Consider the following 16,924-nt stretch of genomic DNA (forward strand, 5'->3'; position numbering starts at 1 on the left):
GATCCAAGCATGCGCTTGGATCCTTACTTTTTTATAATGCTTATAATATCGAGCTAAGAAAGTCTTGCGTTCTTTGTTCTTTTGGATCGTTAAAGATATCTGCAGGCTTTCCTTTTTCAACGATTTTTCCATCGTGCATATAAACGACCCAGTCAGCTACTTCACGAGCGAAGCCCATTTCGTGGGTAACCACTACCATGGTCATGCCTTCTTTGGCAAGTTCCTTCATTGTTGAAAGAACCTCCCCGACCAATTCTGGGTCAAGAGCAGAAGTTGGCTCATCAAACAGCATGATTTCAGGCTTCATAGCAAGTGATCTTGCTATGGCGACACGCTGCTTTTGACCTCCTGATAACTTATTCGGATACACATCCGCTTTATCAGCCAGACCAACTTTGGCAAGCAGCTCTCTCCCCTCTTTTTCAGCTTGAGCTCTCTTAAGCTTTTTTACCTGCAAAGGGGCTTCTATTACATTATTCAATACCGTTTTGTGAGGGAATAGGTTGAAATGCTGAAACACCATTCCTACCTTTTGACGAACTTTGTTCAAATTATCTTTATTAGGTTCGATCGTTTGTCCTTCAATAATGACTTTCCCACTATTTTTTATCTCAAGGAAGTTCATACAACGGAGAAGTGTACTTTTACCGGATCCACTCGCACCGATCAATACGACTACGTCACTTTCTTTCACTTCCATATCGATATCTTTTAATACATGAAGATCTCCAAACGATTTGTTCAGTTTCTCTACTCGAATCATTTCGCCTTTTTCTGCCATTATACTGCACCTCTCTTCTTAATCACTCGCGGACAATCGTTTCTCAAGCAGGTTAACCAGTAGTGTAAAGATGAGAACGAGTACTAAATAGTAAACTGCTACGATCAATAGATAAGTCATTTCATCAAATGTCCTTGCGCCCTGTGTAGTTGCTACACTAAACAATTCAGGAAGGGCTATAAATGCTGCTAGAGACGAGTCCTTCAATCCAATGATGAACTGGTTTCCGAGTGGAGGCAGTGCGCGTCTGAATGCCTGAGGTAAAATAATACGTCTCATTGCAAGCGTATGACTCATACCAAGTGAACGTCCTGCTTCCATTTGTCCTTTATCAATCGATTGGATTGAACCACGAAAGATCTCTGCGATATAGGCACCATTATGAAGAGCTAACCCAATAGATGCAGCCCAAAATTTCGGGATATTAAATTCCGTTAAACCAAAATAGAAAATAAAGATTTGAACGATTAGAGGGGTTCCTCGAATAACAGCTATGTACACATTGGCGATCCAATTCAATACTTTAACTTTAGATATTTTAAATAAAGCAAAAAGTAAACCGATAAACACGGCAATAAAAATGGATACTGCAGTTACCCGAATGGTTAACCAGAGGCCTTCAAAAAAGACAGGGTAACTACTTAGTAGTGTTTCAAAAAAATGAGAGAATGTAGGCAAGAACAATCAGCTCCTTCGATTTCAATAAACGCTTACTGGTAAAAAAGAATGTGTGCGCTAGCACACATTCCTTTCCTTACTCATTGTCAGGGTTCTGGGTGATGTCTACTCCGATGTATTCCTCACTAAGTTGTTTAAGCGTTCCATCTTCTTTAAGCTCCATGATCGCTTTGTTAACAGCTTCAAGTAAGTTCTTATTTTCTTGCTTGATTGCTACTGCTTGTTCACTTGTACCGAGTTGCTCAATTTTTTCAACTTTAAATCCTTCTTCGATCGCCTGCTTACCAGTAATATCATCTGTGATAACAGCATCATGCTTTCCTTCACTTAACGCACGTAGTGCTGTTTGGTCACTATCGTAGTTAGAGATTTTATCTGTATATTCCTGAGCTGACTTTTCGTACGTTGATCCTTTAGAAACTGCTACATCCTTACCAGCTAGATCTTCTACGCTCTTAATATCGCTACCAGGTTGAACATAAAGTACTGGACCAGAATAATAGTATGGTTCACTAAAGTTAACTGCTTTCTTTCGCTCTTCAGTGATCGTATGACTTGCTACAGCTGCATCATATCGACCTGATTTAATCGCTGATACCATACCACTAAACTTAAACTTTTCTACTTCTGGCTCAAGGCCAATTTTCTCAGCAATCGCTTTTCCTACTGCTACATCATAGCCTGAAAGGTCTCCATTTTCGTCCACTGTACTAAATGGAGGGAACTCACCAGAAACAACATAGCGGAATTTACCGTCTTCGGTTAGTTCTAAGTTACTACCTTCTTCTCCAGACCCTTCTGAACCGCCATTATTACTATTTCCTTCGTTTCCTCCTCCACATGCTGCAAGAATCAAAACGAGAGATAGTAACACAGCTGTTAAAAAACTCCACTTTCTTTTCATTAAACTTGTCCCCCTTAACGACTATTCGAATAGCAGTTAATGTTATGTAAACTGCGGTATTGCAATCATACCAATATTTAGATATTTCATTCAATTGTCACTTTTTACTCACATCCCTTCTAAGAGCCCAAATATCACCAAAGCATGAACTGAGTGGACTCATACTGATGTTTACTCTCATTTGTTCCTATTCCCAACATAATGGTAATACAAACCTTGTTTTTTCAATTTTTAGAAAAATAAACCGATAAAAAAGACCTGGCTTTACGCCAAGTCTCCAGCTTGTCGAGAAACCAAAGTCATTATTCGGTGCTCCCGATGCCGTAGTCGATGACGATCGCAGGCTTTCCGCGGACGAACGTCCAAGCCCGAGGTGAAATTCACACCCCGGTCTCGGCCGCCCGTTCTACCGCAGGAGTCCGCGATCGTCTCTCCTACTTAATTTGAATTAATCCAAAAAGAACATTCCGTCCCAATGGTTTAAAAGAGATCATGACAACCCCTTTGCCATAAACGACTATTCTAATCCAACACCGTACTTCCCTAAATACTAAAGACCTGGCATTTACGCCAGGTCCATTATTAAATATATGATTTAATTGCACTCCAGACATCTTCTTTACCTTGTCCTGTTTGAGAAGAAAACGTAACGAGCTTATCAGTCGGCTCTAATTTTAAGGTTTGGTTTACAACCTTAAGATGCTTTGCCCACTTCCCCTTAGGGATTTTATCAGATTTGGTAGCCACGACGATGACAGGAATCTCATAGTGTTTTAACCAATCGTACATCATCACATCATCATTCGAAGGCGCATGTCTTAGGTCTACGATTAGAATGACTGCTTTTAAGTCTTCACGAGCTGTTAAATACGTTTCAATCATGCGGCCCCACGCATCTCTTTCTTTTTTAGAGACCTTTGCAAATCCATAGCCTGGGACATCAACAAAATAGAGCAGTTCGTTAATAAGATAAAAGTTAAGTGTCTGTGTTTTACCAGGTTTACCTGACGTTCTCGCAAGGTTCTTTCGATTGATCAACGTATTGATCAAAGAAGATTTCCCTACGTTCGATCGACCTGCAAGACCAATTTCAGGCAAGTGATCATCAGGGTATTGTTCAGGCTTAACAGCACTAATAATAAAATCGGATTTTGTTACTTTCATTTCTTTTCCCCCACAAGTGCGGTTTTTAACACTTCATCTAGATGACTTACCGGTAGGAATGTAAGGTCGTTCCTTATACTTTCAGGGATATCTTCTAGATCTTTCTCATTTTCTTTTGGCATGATAATTGTTGTAAGACCTGCACGGTGAGCACTCAATGACTTTTCTTTTAAGCCACCGATAGGCAGTACTCTCCCTCGCAAGGTGATTTCGCCTGTCATACCTACATCCTTTCGAACGGCTTTACCAGTAAGTGCAGAAACAAGTGCCGTTGCGATGGTTATACCTGCTGAAGGACCGTCTTTTGGAGTAGCTCCTTCAGGGACATGAATATGAATATCATTGTTTTCATGGAAAGCAGGATCAATTGAAAGTTCCTTAGAGCGAGAACGAATATAGCTAAATGCTGCCTGAGCAGATTCTTTCATAACGTCTCCAAGCTTCCCTGTTAGAATCAACTTTCCTTTACCAGGTGAAAGGGACACTTCGATCGCTAATGTATCGCCACCGGCTGTCGTATATGCAAGTCCCGTTGCAGTTCCTATTTGGTCTTCTGCTTCTGCTTCTCCATAACGGAACTTAGGATGCCCTAATAACTCTTCTAACATTTTTTCTGTTACGACGACGCGCTTCTTTTCACCAGATACGATGAGTTTAGCCGCTTTACGGCAGACCGTAGCAATCTGGCGTTCTAAGTTACGAACCCCAGCTTCTCTTGTATAATGGCGAACTAACTTAGTGAGGCTTTCATCTCTTATTTGAAGGTTGCTTTTCTTTAGACCATGCTCTTTCAACTGTCTAGGTAAAAGGTAACTTTTTGCGATGTTAACCTTTTCGATTTCTGTATAACCTGCAATCTGAATTACTTCCATACGATCCAATAGAGGAGCAGGAACTGTGGCAAGATTGTTAGCTGTAGTCACAAACATGACTTTAGAGAGGTCATACGGCTCTTCAATATAGTGGTCACTAAATGAATTGTTTTGTTGAGGGTCTAATACTTCAAGCATCGCAGCAGATGGATCGCCTCTGAAATCATTTGACATCTTATCGATTTCATCTAGAAGAAAAACAGGATTGATTGTTCCAGCTTTCTTCATCCCTCTGATAATTCGACCAGGCATCGCTCCAACGTACGTTCTACGATGACCTCTTATTTCAGCTTCATCCCTAACGCCGCCTAAAGAAATACGAACAAATTCACGTCCGATCGACCGTGCAACAGACTTAGCTAAGGAAGTTTTTCCGACTCCAGGCGGTCCCACAAGACATAGGATAGGCCCTTTTAGTGAGTTCGTTAGCTGTTGAACTGCAAGGTATTCAAGTACTCGCTCTTTTACTTTTTCAAGTCCATAATGATCTTCATTCAAAATCTTTTCTGCATGGTGAATATCAAGGTTATCCGTCGTTTCCTTTGACCATGGCAATTGAATCAACCAATCAATATAATTGCGAATAACAGAACTTTCAGCTGAACTTTGAGGAATCTTTTCATAGCGATCCAATTCTTTGTAAGCCATTTCCTGAACGTTTTCTGGCATATTCGCTTCTTCAATCTTTTCTTTTAAAGTAGCGATTTCACCAGTCTTACCTTCCTTTTCGCCAAGCTCATTCTGTATTGCCTTCATTTGCTCACGCAAGTAATATTCTTTTTGCGTTTTCTCCATAGAACGCTTTACACGCTGTCCTATTTTCTTTTCTAAGTCGATGACATCTTTCTCATTTTGAAGAATTTCAATCAGCTTATTCAAGCGATCATGGGTACTATACGTTTCTAGAATTTCTTGCTTTTGTCTGATTTTAAGAGAAAGGTGTGAAGCGATGATGTCCGCTAGCCTACCTGGCTCTTCGATATCGTTTACTGAAGCAAACGTTTCGGCTGTAACTTTTTTTGAAACTTTAATATATTGTTCAAATAAATCGAGCGCCGTCCTCATCAGAGCTTTATCTTCGATAGAAGAATCGATCGCTTCTTCAATCCGCTCAATTTGAACTTCATAATAGTTCTCATTTTCTCTGAAATCAACAATTTTCCCACGCTGTATTCCTTCCACAAGGACACGAATTGTCCCATTTGGAAGCTTCAGCATTTGTTTTACGGTTGCGAGCGTTCCGACCTGGTATATATCATCTTCTTCAGGAGTTTCTATCTCTACTTCTTTCTGTGTTGAAAGAAATATTTGTTGATCATCCATCATAACCTGTTCTAGCGCTTGTACTGACTTATCACGGCCAACATCTAAATGAAGAACCATTGATGGATAAACAAGCAACCCTCTTAAAGGAAGTAATGGCAATGTTTTATGTTCATTATTCAATCTAAGGCACCTCCACACAACAAACTATTACGTTATTTATACTCTATATCCGAGTCCACATTGTTGATAAGTTGTACTTCATTGTATCCTAACTTTCTTATACTTGTCTAATCTTCCCTGCTCAAACGGATAAAAAACTTATGAGCATGCAGAAAAGCCCGACTTAGCTGCCGGGCTGAGTTTTTCCTATAGCAAAAGATGGAAACTCTTCTGCTTTTTCTAACAAGAACGCTACATCGAATACTTGTGAAAGATGCTTGACTGGCATCACGGTAATACCTTCTATCGTTTTAAGCATCTCTTCATTGTTCTCCTCAGGAATAATCGCGATCTTAGCTCCAGCATCCCGTGCAGCTGAGACTTTTGCGAACACACCTCCGACAGGTTTAACCGCTCCGTGAATACTAATTTCACCTGTCATGGCAATTCTGTTATTAATTGGACTCCCTTTGATTGCAGAGTAAATTCCTGTCGCAATCGCGACCCCAGCTGATGGACCATCTACAGGTGCACCACCAGGGAAATTAATATGAAGGTGGTAAAGGCTTGATGGGACTCCCATTGACTTTAAAACCGTTAACACGTTTTCCACTGACGATTTAGCGAGACTTTTTCTTCTTATGGATTTGCTCTGATTGCCAATACTCTCTTCTTCAACAATCCCCGTTATGGTGACACTACCGTCTTTGCCTTGATCCGACTTAACGGCCGTCACTTCAATCTCAAGAAGTGCTCCTGTGTTTGGCCCATAAACGGCTAACCCATTGACCAATCCTACTTCTGAACGATTCGGTACTTTTCTTTCTGGCCTAGGAGTTAATCTGCTCGCATGAATGACCCATTCCATATCACCCACAGTGATCTTATTTCTGTTTTCGGTAATCGCAAGACCAGCCGCAATTTGCATAAGATTCACGGCTTCACGTCCATTTCTAGCATACCGGCTTATTCGATCGATGCCTTCATCTACAATCGTTAGATTCAGTTTCTTTGCAGAGCGAGCGGCTATCTTTGAAATTTCATCTTGTGTCAACTCTCTGAAAAATACCTCCATGCATCGTGAACGAATAGCTGGAGGAATATCTTCCGGAGATCTCGTTGTAGCCCCAATCATTCTGAAATCAGCAGGCAATCCATTTTGAAAGATGTCGTGGATATGAGCAGGAATGTTCGAGTTTTCTTCACTGTAATACGCACTTTCTAAGAAAACTTTTCGGTCCTCTAAAACTTTTAACAGCTTATTGATTTGAATAGGATGAAGTTCACCTATTTCATCAATAAACAGAATTCCTCCATGCGCATTCGTGACCGCTCCTTGTTTTGGTTGTGGGATTCCTGCTTGCCCCATCGCACCAGCACCCTGGTAGATTGGATCATGGACAGATCCAATCAGCGGATCTGCAATTCCTCTCTCATCGAACCGTGCAGTCGTTGCATCAAGTTCAACAAAAATTGCAGAGGGTTTGAACGGTGTCATTCTGTTTCGCTTGGCTTCTTCCAATACGAGTCTTGCTGCTGCCGTTTTTCCTACACCAGGCGGTCCATAAATAATGACGTGCTGAGGGTTAGGCCCACAGATGGCAGCCTTAAGAGTTCGTATCCCTTCTTCTTGTCCAACAATCTCAGAAAAACCAGAAGGCCTTATTCTTTCTGATAACGGTTCACTCAACGAAATACTTCGAAGTCTTCGCAGCTGCTCCATTTCTTTTCGAGCTTCCTTATCTATCGAAACTTTCTGGGTTCTTTGATTCCTTAGTAGATTCCAGAAATATAAACCAATTACAATCCCAAAAAACAATTGTATAGCGAGTGCAACACCTGTCCAATTCATAACAAGTACCTCCTGGAGAATAATCAATAGCATTAGTATCTCCTGAGGTAGTGTTCCATAAACCGGAAACTTGGAAAGGATTATCCAAAAAGAAAAACCAACCACATTCGTGGTTGGTTGATTCTTTATGCGCTCTCTTTAGGGGATTCTTTCCCCTCTTCAATTACTGATCCGTCCTCTAAAACGAGGCGAGGAGAAGATTTCTCACTTACAGTCGATGCAGTAAGAACGCACTTTTTAATTTCTTCACGAGAAGGAAGATCGTACATCACATCGAGCATAATGCCTTCGATGATTGAACGCAATCCTCGAGCACCGGTTTTTCGTTCGATCGCTTGCTTAGCGATTTCAACTAGCGCATCATCTTCGAATTCAAGCTCAACATCATCTAACTCGAGAAGTTTTTGATATTGTTTTACGAGAGCATTCTTTGGCTTAGTAAGAATCTCAACAAGAGCTTCTTCATCTAGTGGTTCTAAGCTTCCGATAACAGGTAGACGTCCGATGAATTCTGGAATCAAACCAAAGCGAAGTAAATCTTCTGGAAGTACCTTGCTTAAGTATTCACCTGGCTTCAAGTCATCTTGCTTAGCTTCACCACTAAACCCAATTACTTTCTTACCGAGACGACGCTTGATGATTTGCTCGATGCCATCAAACGCACCTCCGCAAATAAAGAGAATGTTCGTTGTGTCGATTTGTATAAATTCTTGATGAGGATGCTTACGTCCACCTTGTGGAGGAACACTTGCAGTTGTTCCCTCAAGAATTTTAAGTAGTGCTTGCTGTACACCTTCACCAGATACATCTCGTGTAATCGATGGATTCTCAGACTTACGAGCAACTTTATCGATTTCATCGATATAGATGATCCCTTTTTCAGCTTTTTCAACATCATAGTCAGCAGCTTGAATTAGTTTAAGCAAGATGTTCTCAACATCTTCCCCAACATAACCAGCTTCAGTTAGTGATGTTGCATCAGCAATCGCGAATGGAACATTCAAGATTCTCGCGAGAGTCTGTGCTAAAAGTGTTTTACCACTACCAGTAGGACCGATCAGAGCAATGTTACTCTTAGAAAGTTCTACTTCATCAGACTTTGAAGTAGCGTTGATACGCTTATAGTGGTTGTATACAGCTACAGAAAGTGATTTCTTAGCTTTTTCCTGGCCAATTACGTAATCATCAAGAATTTGGCAGATTTCATGAGGTTTTGGAACCTCTTTAAAATCAACCTCTTCTTCAGTTCCAAGCTCTTCTTCTACGATTTCAGTACATAGCTCAATACATTCGTCGCAAATATATACACCTGGACCCGCAACAAGTTTTCGAACTTGATCCTGTGTTTTACCACAGAAGGAACATTTAAGTTGCCCTTTTTCATCGTTAAATTTAAACATGAAATCACCCCTAACCGTTGATCTCGATGAAATCCGAATAGTGAAATTGCAAAGGTCTCTGCTATTTCGTCTTTAGAAACGCTGATCACTAATAAGCAATTCTAACGGGCATTCACCAATGGTTTTTCAACCCTGATTATGTATTGAAATTGTATCATATAACGCAAAAGGTTATGAAGCAAAACGACTCTTAGGAGACTTAATATGTATTGAGTAATTGTCCTACTACTATGTTTATCTAAATTATATGTTTTCATTACAACATATTTGTGTAATAAACAAGGCGCATAATGCGCCTTGTTTATCTATGATGATCTATTAAGCTTTTTTGCTGTTGTCTACTAATACATCGATTGCTTTACGAACACGGAGGTCACCTTTAAGTGCAGCGTCGCCGCCTTGCATCGCTAGCATTTGACGAATTTGTTCTTCTTCCATGTTGTACATAGCTGCCATCTTAGCAAGCTCTTCGTTAACTTCTTCCTCAGAAACTTCGATGTTTTCAGCATCAGCGATTGCTTCAAGAGTAAGGTTTGTGCGTACACGCTTTTCGCCATCCTCTTGCATTTGCTCACGAAGTGCTTTCTCATCTTGACCTGAGAACTGATAGTACATCTCAAGGTTCATGCCCTGCTGCTGTAGACGTTGTTCAAATTCTTGAAGCATACGATCAACTTCAGAGTCAACCATTGCAGATGGAAGATCGATTTCGCTGTTTTCAGTTGCTTTTTCAATCAACGTATCTTTCTTCTTCATATCAGCATCTTCAGCTTTTTGCTTCTCAAGATTTTCTTTTGTAGTCTTTTTAAGCTCATCAAGAGATGCTACTTCTTCGTTAACATCCTTAGCGAACTCATCATCTAGCTCAGGAAGCTCTTTACGCTTGATGTCGTGTACTTTCACTTTGAAAGTAGCTTCTTGTCCAGCAAGGTTTTCAGCATGGTACTCTTCAGGGAAAGTAACTTTTACTTCCTTCTCAGCTCCAGCTTTTTCACCTACTAGCTGCTCTTCAAAACCAGGGATAAATGTGTTAGATCCTACTTCTAGAGAGTAGTTTTCACCTTTTCCGCCTTCAAATGGTTCTTCACCAAGGAAGCCTTCGAAATCGATGATTGCTGTATCTCCCTCTTGGATCTCGCCATCTTCAACGACTACTAGCTCAGCATGCTTTTCTTGAAGCCCTTTAAGCTCAGCTTCAACATCTTCATCTGTTACTGTAGTGTCTTCTTCTTCAACTTCAAGTCCTTTGTACTCGCCAAGCTTTACTTCAGGCTTAACTGTAACAGTAGCTTTGAAGATAAGGTTTTTACCTTTTTCAATTTGCTCGATGTCAACTTCTGGGCGATCGACAGGATCGATTCCAGCTTCTTCTACAGCTTCTGAATAAGCTTTAGGAAGGATGATATCAAGAGCATCTTGATAAAGAGATTCTACGCCAAAGCGCTTTTCAAATAGTGAACGAGGTACCTTTCCTTTACGGAATCCAGGTACATTAACCTGTTTTACAACTTTTTTGAACGCCTCGTCTAGTGCTGTATTTACCTCACCAGCATCAACTTCTACTGTAAGGACGCCTTGATTACCTTCAAGCTTTTCCCAATTTGCAGTCATTTACACATTCCCTCCAACAATAAATATATTTCCACTAATCGAGCGTTTAAAAAAAGATGACGCTTTTTGGAGTATAAAAGCGCCAGAAGGCTTTTTTAAACGATCTCTTTTACTAGTAAATATGGGTTTGCAACCATTTTATTATAACATAGTGCAGGTACTTTTCAATACATACAGTATGATTCACACTGCCTTTACCATTGTTCAGCTTACCTATTTTTGCTTCGATTCGCAAGTGAAAAGGATCTGTTTCCAGCTATTTCTAATCGAATGGTCGATAAAAGGGTTGATTCTCGATTCGCTTGATTCGATCAGCTGGCACCTCAAACTCCGAAGGCTTAACCCCATAAATACTTCCGATTTCTTGACGAGTATAGCTTTCTCCATTTATTTCAGAAGCGACGATATGTACTGCGGCAGCCCAAACAGAACTATTCTTTGGATCAGCTTCGAATGGAGAAATAGCAAACAGATAGTGCCACCAGATCTGCATGCACATTTCAAACAGCACTGGATTTTCCTGTTCAACATGATCAGATAATTTCTTCTTTACATCTAACGAAAATTCTTGAATAAAAATGTCTGTCAACTCAGACGGATTGACAGAAATCTCTCTTCCAAACTTATGTATGGTCACTTCTTGATCTAGTTTCTTTTCTCTTAACACTTGCAGAACAAGACTTTTTAGAAGTGGATCTTTCCCTGTTGCGTTTATGTATGCTAAATATGCAGGTATAGCCTTCTCTTCGCTGATATTACTCAGTTTTTGAATCGCTAACCATTGTTTTTCCGTCTTTTCACTTTCGAGATAGCTTATCAACATGTCTGCTTCTTCTTCCTGAACGTCTTCATACTGTTCATCAGAAGTGATGTCGTAGCCAGTCATTTTTCTACTAAAATGTAAAAGCTGATAGAGCGACTCCGCAATGTTCGACGGAAGCTGGTTTTCTTGAAGAACCGCTTCGATCATCGTAACTACTTTTTGATACTTTCCAAGCTGAACCAGTATCGATATGTATACTTGAAAAATGTCGTAATAATCTCCGATCCCCTGTTGCATCATCTTTTCGCAACGTTCAGAGGCTTCTGTCAACTCTCCTAGTTCTACAAGACTCAGTACTAACCCAAAATGACCCTGTGGGTGGTCAGGATCTATCTCTAATAGTTGACGAAAATGCTCATGTGCCTGATCGATCTTCTTATCTTTAAGGGCTGCCATTCCTTTTTCGGCAAGCTTGCCTGCCACATTTGGAAAATAAACGATTTTCCTTTCATGTTTTTCTTTGTCCATAGACGTATTCGCTCCACTCTCTTATATTCTCTATTAAAAGAGTTTTCAGCAGGAAAGGCGCAGCTACGATTAGCTTACAGTTTATCAGTATAAAGAAGTAAACTCAAGTTACAGTACTCCCTTGCTTTCTTCCTCCAGTCATTACTAACGTACCCTAACTACGAGCATTAAAAACAGGGATGATTCTAAACTACGTTCCTTACAAATAAAAAAAGCCTTCTATCTATGAGATAAAAGACTTTGAGAATATGTATTATGGCGTCCCAGGAGAGATTCGAACTCCCGACCCACAGCTTAGAAGGCTGTTGCTCTATCCAGCTGAGCTACTGGGACATCGTTTGCCGGCTAGCGACAAATATAAATATACCTAAGTAACATGGTAAAGTCAATACCAATCCTTAAGAAAAACTGGATGATTTTACTGTCAGTGACGGTAAACACTTTAAATAATTGTTCAATCATCAACTGACAGTAAACCCACACAGTTGTTTTAGGAACTTAGCTTATACGTCTTTGTAAGTTCCTCTACCTGTTCTCCTTGATCATCATAAAAAACAACCTGTACTTCATCTTGTTTCCATTCTACTATTGCGTATGTTTTTATCGTTGGCTTTCTAGGTAAGCTGATGCTTCCTGGATTAAGGAATAAAATATTTGAATCGAAATGAACAGTCGCTTCATGAGAATGTCCGAAGCAAACAAGGTCCGCTCCCGTCTCTTCCGCTTTATAAGCTAAATTCATCAAGTTCATCTTAACACCGTACAAGTGACCATGTGTTGCAAAAACCGTTTTTCCGCCCACTGTTTCAGCAACATTCTCAGGGTATCTTGTATCAAAATCACAATTCCCCCTAACTCGTAGCTGAAAAGAGGTCATTCTCGAATCATCGTAGTCAAACTCGGAATCACCGCAATGTACCATACATTCAACTTCTTCTTGATGCCTCAGTACGAGATTCTGGAGCTCTTCAGATGAGCTATGGTTGTCACTTACAACGAGTATTCTCATATTTTATCACCTCATTTTATAGTAGTTCTCGAAATGCTTCTTCCAATCGATCAAGAGCTTCCCCTCTATGCGAAATAGAATCTTTTTCTTCCGGGGAAAGTTCAGCCATCGTTTTTTGATGGGATGGAAGGAAAAAGATAGGGTCGTAGCCAAAGCCCTCATAACCTGATCGTTCATGTGCAATTCTACCCTCACACGATCCTGAAAAGATTTCAGTGTTCTTATCAGGGATCGCAACAGCTAACACGCATTGAAACGAAGCTGTTCTCTTCTCATCTGGTACGTCTTTTAATTCTGTTAACACTTTATCGATGTTAGCTTCATCGTCTTTCTCTGGGCCTGCATACCTTGCAGAATAAACACCAGGTTCACCATCTAAGGCGTCGATGACTAATCCTGAATCATCAGCAATCACGATCTGATTCGTCATACGCATGATCGTTTCAGCTTTTAAAACGGCATTTTCGGCAAAAGTAGTACCTGTTTCTTCCACATCCGGTGCTTCTTCTATGTCTAAGAGTGAGATTACTTGTAACTGTTCCGTTTCAAAGCGACGTTTAAACTCTTTAACTTTCCCGCTGTTCTTGGTGGCTACAAGAAGCTTACGCATTTTCACTCGTACCTCCTTTGATTTTCTCCGAAAACTCACCGATTACGTCTGCTTGTTTGATGATAAGCTCTTCTATTCCTGACTGGGCGAGAGAAAGCATTTCGTTCATTTGGTTCATGGTAAACGTTGCTTCTTCCCCGGTCCCCTGAACTTCCACAAACTCACTTTCCCCTGTCATCACAATGTTCATATCTACCTGGGCTGTCGAATCTTCTTTATAACAAAGGTCAAGGATAGCTTCACCGTCTTTATTGATTCCAACAGATGTAGCAGCGAGAAAGTCCGTTATAGGCATCTTCTTGATTTGTTTATTCGCTAGACCTTTTTCTATAGCAAGTGCCATCGCCACAAATGCTCCAGTGATTGAAGCGGTTCTCGTTCCACCATCTGCCTGGATAACGTCACAATCGATCCAGATCGTACGTTCACCTAGCGCTTCAAGGTCGATGACAGTCCGAAGAGCACGTCCAATGAGGCGCTGGATTTCCATCGTGCGTCCTCCCACTTTACCTTTACTAGACTCTCGAATATTTCGCTGTTCAGTAGCTCTCGGCAGCATCGCGTACTCTGCAGCTACCCAGCCTTTTCCTTGCCCCCTCATAAAAGGTGGAACCCTTTCCTCAATGGAAGCGTTACAAATCACTTTCGTATCCCCAACTGAGATTAAAACAGAACCTTCAGGGTGTTTAACGTAATCTTTCTCAATATGTATCGTTCTTAATTCATTATGTTCACGTCCATCGACTCTCATAATCTTCCTCCTGTTCATCGGTGCCTGTGGAACCTGTGCCTTTCTTTCATTTACAAAATAAAAAAGGGCAGTATTCCTGCCCTTTCATCCTATCATATTCTATTTTAAAAACCTACTTTGTTAACCTCCACAGGCCTTGTAACCGGTTCAGAGACAACGTTTCCTGACTCGTCTAAGACCTCTTCATGTCCATCGACTTTAATGGCTACTTCTTTGACATCAGCATTTTCAGTAAGTGAAAGAACGAGGCTGTTAAGAAGCTCCTGCTCCAATACCTTCTCTTCAGCTCCTGTTAAGATCGCTTCATTAAAATCAAGAGTAAGCAAACCATCTTTATTTTTTGAATCAAGTAGTTTTAAGTCTTTTGAGAACTGACTAAATAATCCTGAGTGGACTGGCGGACCATCTAATAGACCAGTAATGACACCATTCACATCATTCTTAACGCCTTCCATCCGCTTTGTTACTGGTACATAGTACGTATAGTCATCATTTTGAGCCATAAAGTATACCGTAACCGCAGTACTATTTGATACATCGACTACGTTGCCCATTTCATGATTTATTCCATCTGCTCTGCTTACGTTTTCACCGATTGGCGTTCCATTCACAGGCATTTCTGTTTGGTCAAATCCGTTTATTTGAATCTTAACATTTTTGACGCCTTCAAATTGAGTAAGCGTCCACGTAACAGCTTCTAATATTTGCTTTTCATATTCAGCAGAATAGTCCTTGAATTCTTCTGAAAAGTCCACAACGAGCGTATCATCGACTTGATTGATTCCATTCACAACCGTTCCTGCTGGCAGAACCGCCTGAAACCCGTTTGGCAGCATTTCTGTAATCGGTCCATCGACCACTAAGTATTCCAATGCCTGTTTTGCAGCTCCTTCAACCGCAGGAAGTTGAACCGTTTGTGGAACGACCATCCCATTCGAATCTAACAAGTATAGTTCACGAGTAGACATATTTGCAGATGCTTCAGAATCTCCCTCTGTAGATTCAGACGTATCTGGAGCTTCTGCTTTACTGTCATCTAATTGTTCGCCTTCTTCTGCGTAGTCAACCTTTGGTGGATCAATTTCTTTCAACGTTTTGTCAAACCCAAATCCGCAACCAGATATGATTATCATACATAAAAGCAAGAGACCCGTGATTATAGCCCCACGTAAACGCATAGCTATCCCTCCTCAGATGGTTTGTACTATCATTTATACGAGCTACAATCCAATTTAGACCACGGGAATGAAAACTTATGAACAAGCAAAACAAAAACCTCCATTCATCTTTAAGAATGGAGGTCAATTTGTTTTACGGTTTCAACTGGATATTCGAGCCAATGATTGGCTATCTTAGTAAAATTCCCTATTGAATCTGTTGTTAAAAATGTATGAGATGGTTTTTCATCCCCTGTATACAACAATGAGCTGTACTCTAGAATTCCGCTTATTTCATACGCCGTTTCATCACCAGAACAAATGATTGAGATCTCATCACCCATAACGGACTGGATGACTTTTTCGAGTAATGGGTAATGTGTGCACCCTAAAATAATTGAGTCGATCCCTTTATCCTTAAGCGGCTTTAATGTTGTACTGACGATTTCATATGTTTCGTCGCTATCAAGGTTCCCTGATTCTACAAGTGGCACAAACGGTGGACAAGCAAGGCTCTCTACCTTTATATCATTATTGATCGACTTTAATGCATCTTCATATGCACCGCTCGCAATCGTACCCGCTGTACCGATCACCCCTATGTGAGAATTTGTTGTTACTTTAATAGCACTACGAGCTCCGGGGTTTATCACACCAAGTACTGGAATCGTAAGCTGTTCCTGTAACTCTTTAAGAACGACCGCTGTCGCCGTGTTACATGCAATAATCAGCATTTTTATTTGATACTTTTCAAGTAAATAGTTCGTCATTTCCCATGTGTACTGCCTTACTTCTTCTGATGGTCTTGGTCCATAAGGACATCTTGCTGTATCGCCTAAATACACGATTTCCTCTTTTGGCAGCTGCCTCATCACTTCTTTCGCAACGGTCAAACCGCCAACACCAGAATCAATAATACCTATCGGTTTGTTCAATGTATTTCGCCTCTCAAATCTGCACTACGTTATTTTTTCTCCATCTCGCTATAGAGCAAGGCAAGACTCTCTTCAAGAGCTTTCATTTGATCATCAGAAAATGTCATCGTTTTTTCTTCTAAATATGCTTGCCTTTTCTGGATAACTCTTCTAATGATGTCTTGGCCTTTTTCTAATATATGAATTCGCACGACTCTTCTATCGTGTGGGTCCTTCACTCGTTTTACAAGATCTGTTTTCTCCATACGATCTACGAGATCAGTTGTTGTACTACATGCTAGGTACATTTTATTTGAAAGTTCTCCAATTGTTAGATCTCCATTATCTGAAAGCCACTGTAAAGCAAGGAATTGTGGTGGAGTTAGTGAGAATTCGCCTAATAATTCACGTCCATGCTGCTTAATAATTCCTGCTACCATACGGAGTGACTTTTCTATATCAACGATTGATGCTGGTGTTTTAGTTAGTTCTTCAGGCATCATGA

Annotated in this window: 15 protein-coding genes and 1 tRNA gene; all 16 read right to left on the minus strand. The window is 40.5% G+C overall.

All coding sequences use genetic code 11. From position 1 onward, the window contains the following. Positions 1-40 precede the first annotated feature (40 nt). Positions 41-781, minus strand: coding sequence for an amino acid ABC transporter ATP-binding protein (locus ACXAHI_RS06755; protein WP_474846885.1), 741 nt, complete (start codon positions 779-781; stop codon positions 41-43). 18 nt (positions 782-799) lie between these two features. Then, positions 800-1,459, minus strand: a complete 660-nt coding sequence (locus ACXAHI_RS06760; protein ID WP_474846886.1) for an amino acid ABC transporter permease — start codon at positions 1,457-1,459, stop codon at positions 800-802. 76 nt (positions 1,460-1,535) lie between these two features. Further along, the gene (locus ACXAHI_RS06765) at positions 1,536-2,363 is read right to left on the minus strand and encodes a transporter substrate-binding domain-containing protein (protein WP_474846887.1); all 828 of its coding nucleotides are present in this window, start codon (positions 2,361-2,363) and stop codon (positions 1,536-1,538) included. 582 nt (positions 2,364-2,945) lie between these two features. Then, a complete protein-coding gene (gene yihA / locus ACXAHI_RS06770; RefSeq protein WP_474846888.1) occupies positions 2,946-3,527 on the minus strand; it encodes a ribosome biogenesis GTP-binding protein YihA/YsxC in 582 nt (193 codons plus the stop codon). Beyond that, complete coding sequence (gene lon, locus ACXAHI_RS06775) at positions 3,524-5,845, minus strand: endopeptidase La (RefSeq protein ID WP_474846889.1); 2,322 nt, start codon at positions 5,843-5,845, stop codon at positions 3,524-3,526. Before lon ends, yihA begins: the two co-directional genes overlap by 4 nt. Before the next feature lie 163 nt (positions 5,846-6,008). Then, the gene (gene lonB, locus ACXAHI_RS06780) at positions 6,009-7,676 is read right to left on the minus strand and encodes an ATP-dependent protease LonB (protein ID WP_474846890.1); all 1,668 of its coding nucleotides are present in this window, start codon (positions 7,674-7,676) and stop codon (positions 6,009-6,011) included. 125 nt (positions 7,677-7,801) lie between these two features. Beyond that, a complete protein-coding gene (clpX, locus tag ACXAHI_RS06785) occupies positions 7,802-9,076 on the minus strand; it encodes an ATP-dependent protease ATP-binding subunit ClpX (protein WP_474846891.1) in 1,275 nt (424 codons plus the stop codon). 318 nt (positions 9,077-9,394) lie between these two features. Continuing rightward, entirely contained in the window at positions 9,395-10,687 is a 1,293-nt protein-coding gene (gene tig / locus ACXAHI_RS06790) for a trigger factor (RefSeq protein WP_270179489.1), read from the minus strand. 262 nt (positions 10,688-10,949) lie between these two features. Further along, complete coding sequence (locus ACXAHI_RS06795; RefSeq protein WP_474846892.1) at positions 10,950-11,978, minus strand: tetratricopeptide repeat protein; 1,029 nt, start codon at positions 11,976-11,978, stop codon at positions 10,950-10,952. A 256-nt stretch (positions 11,979-12,234) separates the two neighbouring features. Next, positions 12,235-12,311, minus strand: a tRNA-Arg gene (locus tag ACXAHI_RS06800). A 157-nt stretch (positions 12,312-12,468) separates the two neighbouring features. After that, positions 12,469-12,987 carry a metallophosphoesterase gene (locus tag ACXAHI_RS06805; protein ID WP_474846893.1) on the minus strand — a complete coding sequence of 173 codons (519 nt, stop codon included), beginning with the start codon at positions 12,985-12,987 and terminating at the stop codon, positions 12,469-12,471. Between the two features lie 16 nt (positions 12,988-13,003). Beyond that, positions 13,004-13,597 (minus strand): XTP/dITP diphosphatase, encoded by a 594-nt coding sequence (locus ACXAHI_RS06810; protein ID WP_474848099.1) that lies wholly within the window; start codon positions 13,595-13,597, stop codon positions 13,004-13,006. Then, complete coding sequence (rph, locus tag ACXAHI_RS06815; protein ID WP_474846894.1) at positions 13,590-14,348, minus strand: ribonuclease PH; 759 nt, start codon at positions 14,346-14,348, stop codon at positions 13,590-13,592. The genes ACXAHI_RS06810 and rph overlap by 8 nt, the downstream gene beginning before the upstream one ends. Before the next feature lie 104 nt (positions 14,349-14,452). After that, positions 14,453-15,526, minus strand: a complete 1,074-nt coding sequence (locus ACXAHI_RS06820) for a GerMN domain-containing protein (protein ID WP_474846895.1) — start codon at positions 15,524-15,526, stop codon at positions 14,453-14,455. A gap of 110 nt (positions 15,527-15,636) precedes the next feature. After that, complete coding sequence (gene racE / locus ACXAHI_RS06825) at positions 15,637-16,440, minus strand: glutamate racemase (RefSeq protein ID WP_474846896.1); 804 nt, start codon at positions 16,438-16,440, stop codon at positions 15,637-15,639. Between the two features lie 29 nt (positions 16,441-16,469). Then, the gene (locus ACXAHI_RS06830) at positions 16,470-16,919 is read right to left on the minus strand and encodes a MarR family winged helix-turn-helix transcriptional regulator (RefSeq protein ID WP_474846897.1); all 450 of its coding nucleotides are present in this window, start codon (positions 16,917-16,919) and stop codon (positions 16,470-16,472) included. Positions 16,920-16,924: the final 5 nt, after the last annotated feature.

The sequence above is a fragment of the Anaerobacillus sp. ABD4_527 genome (genome assembly GCF_056160805.1).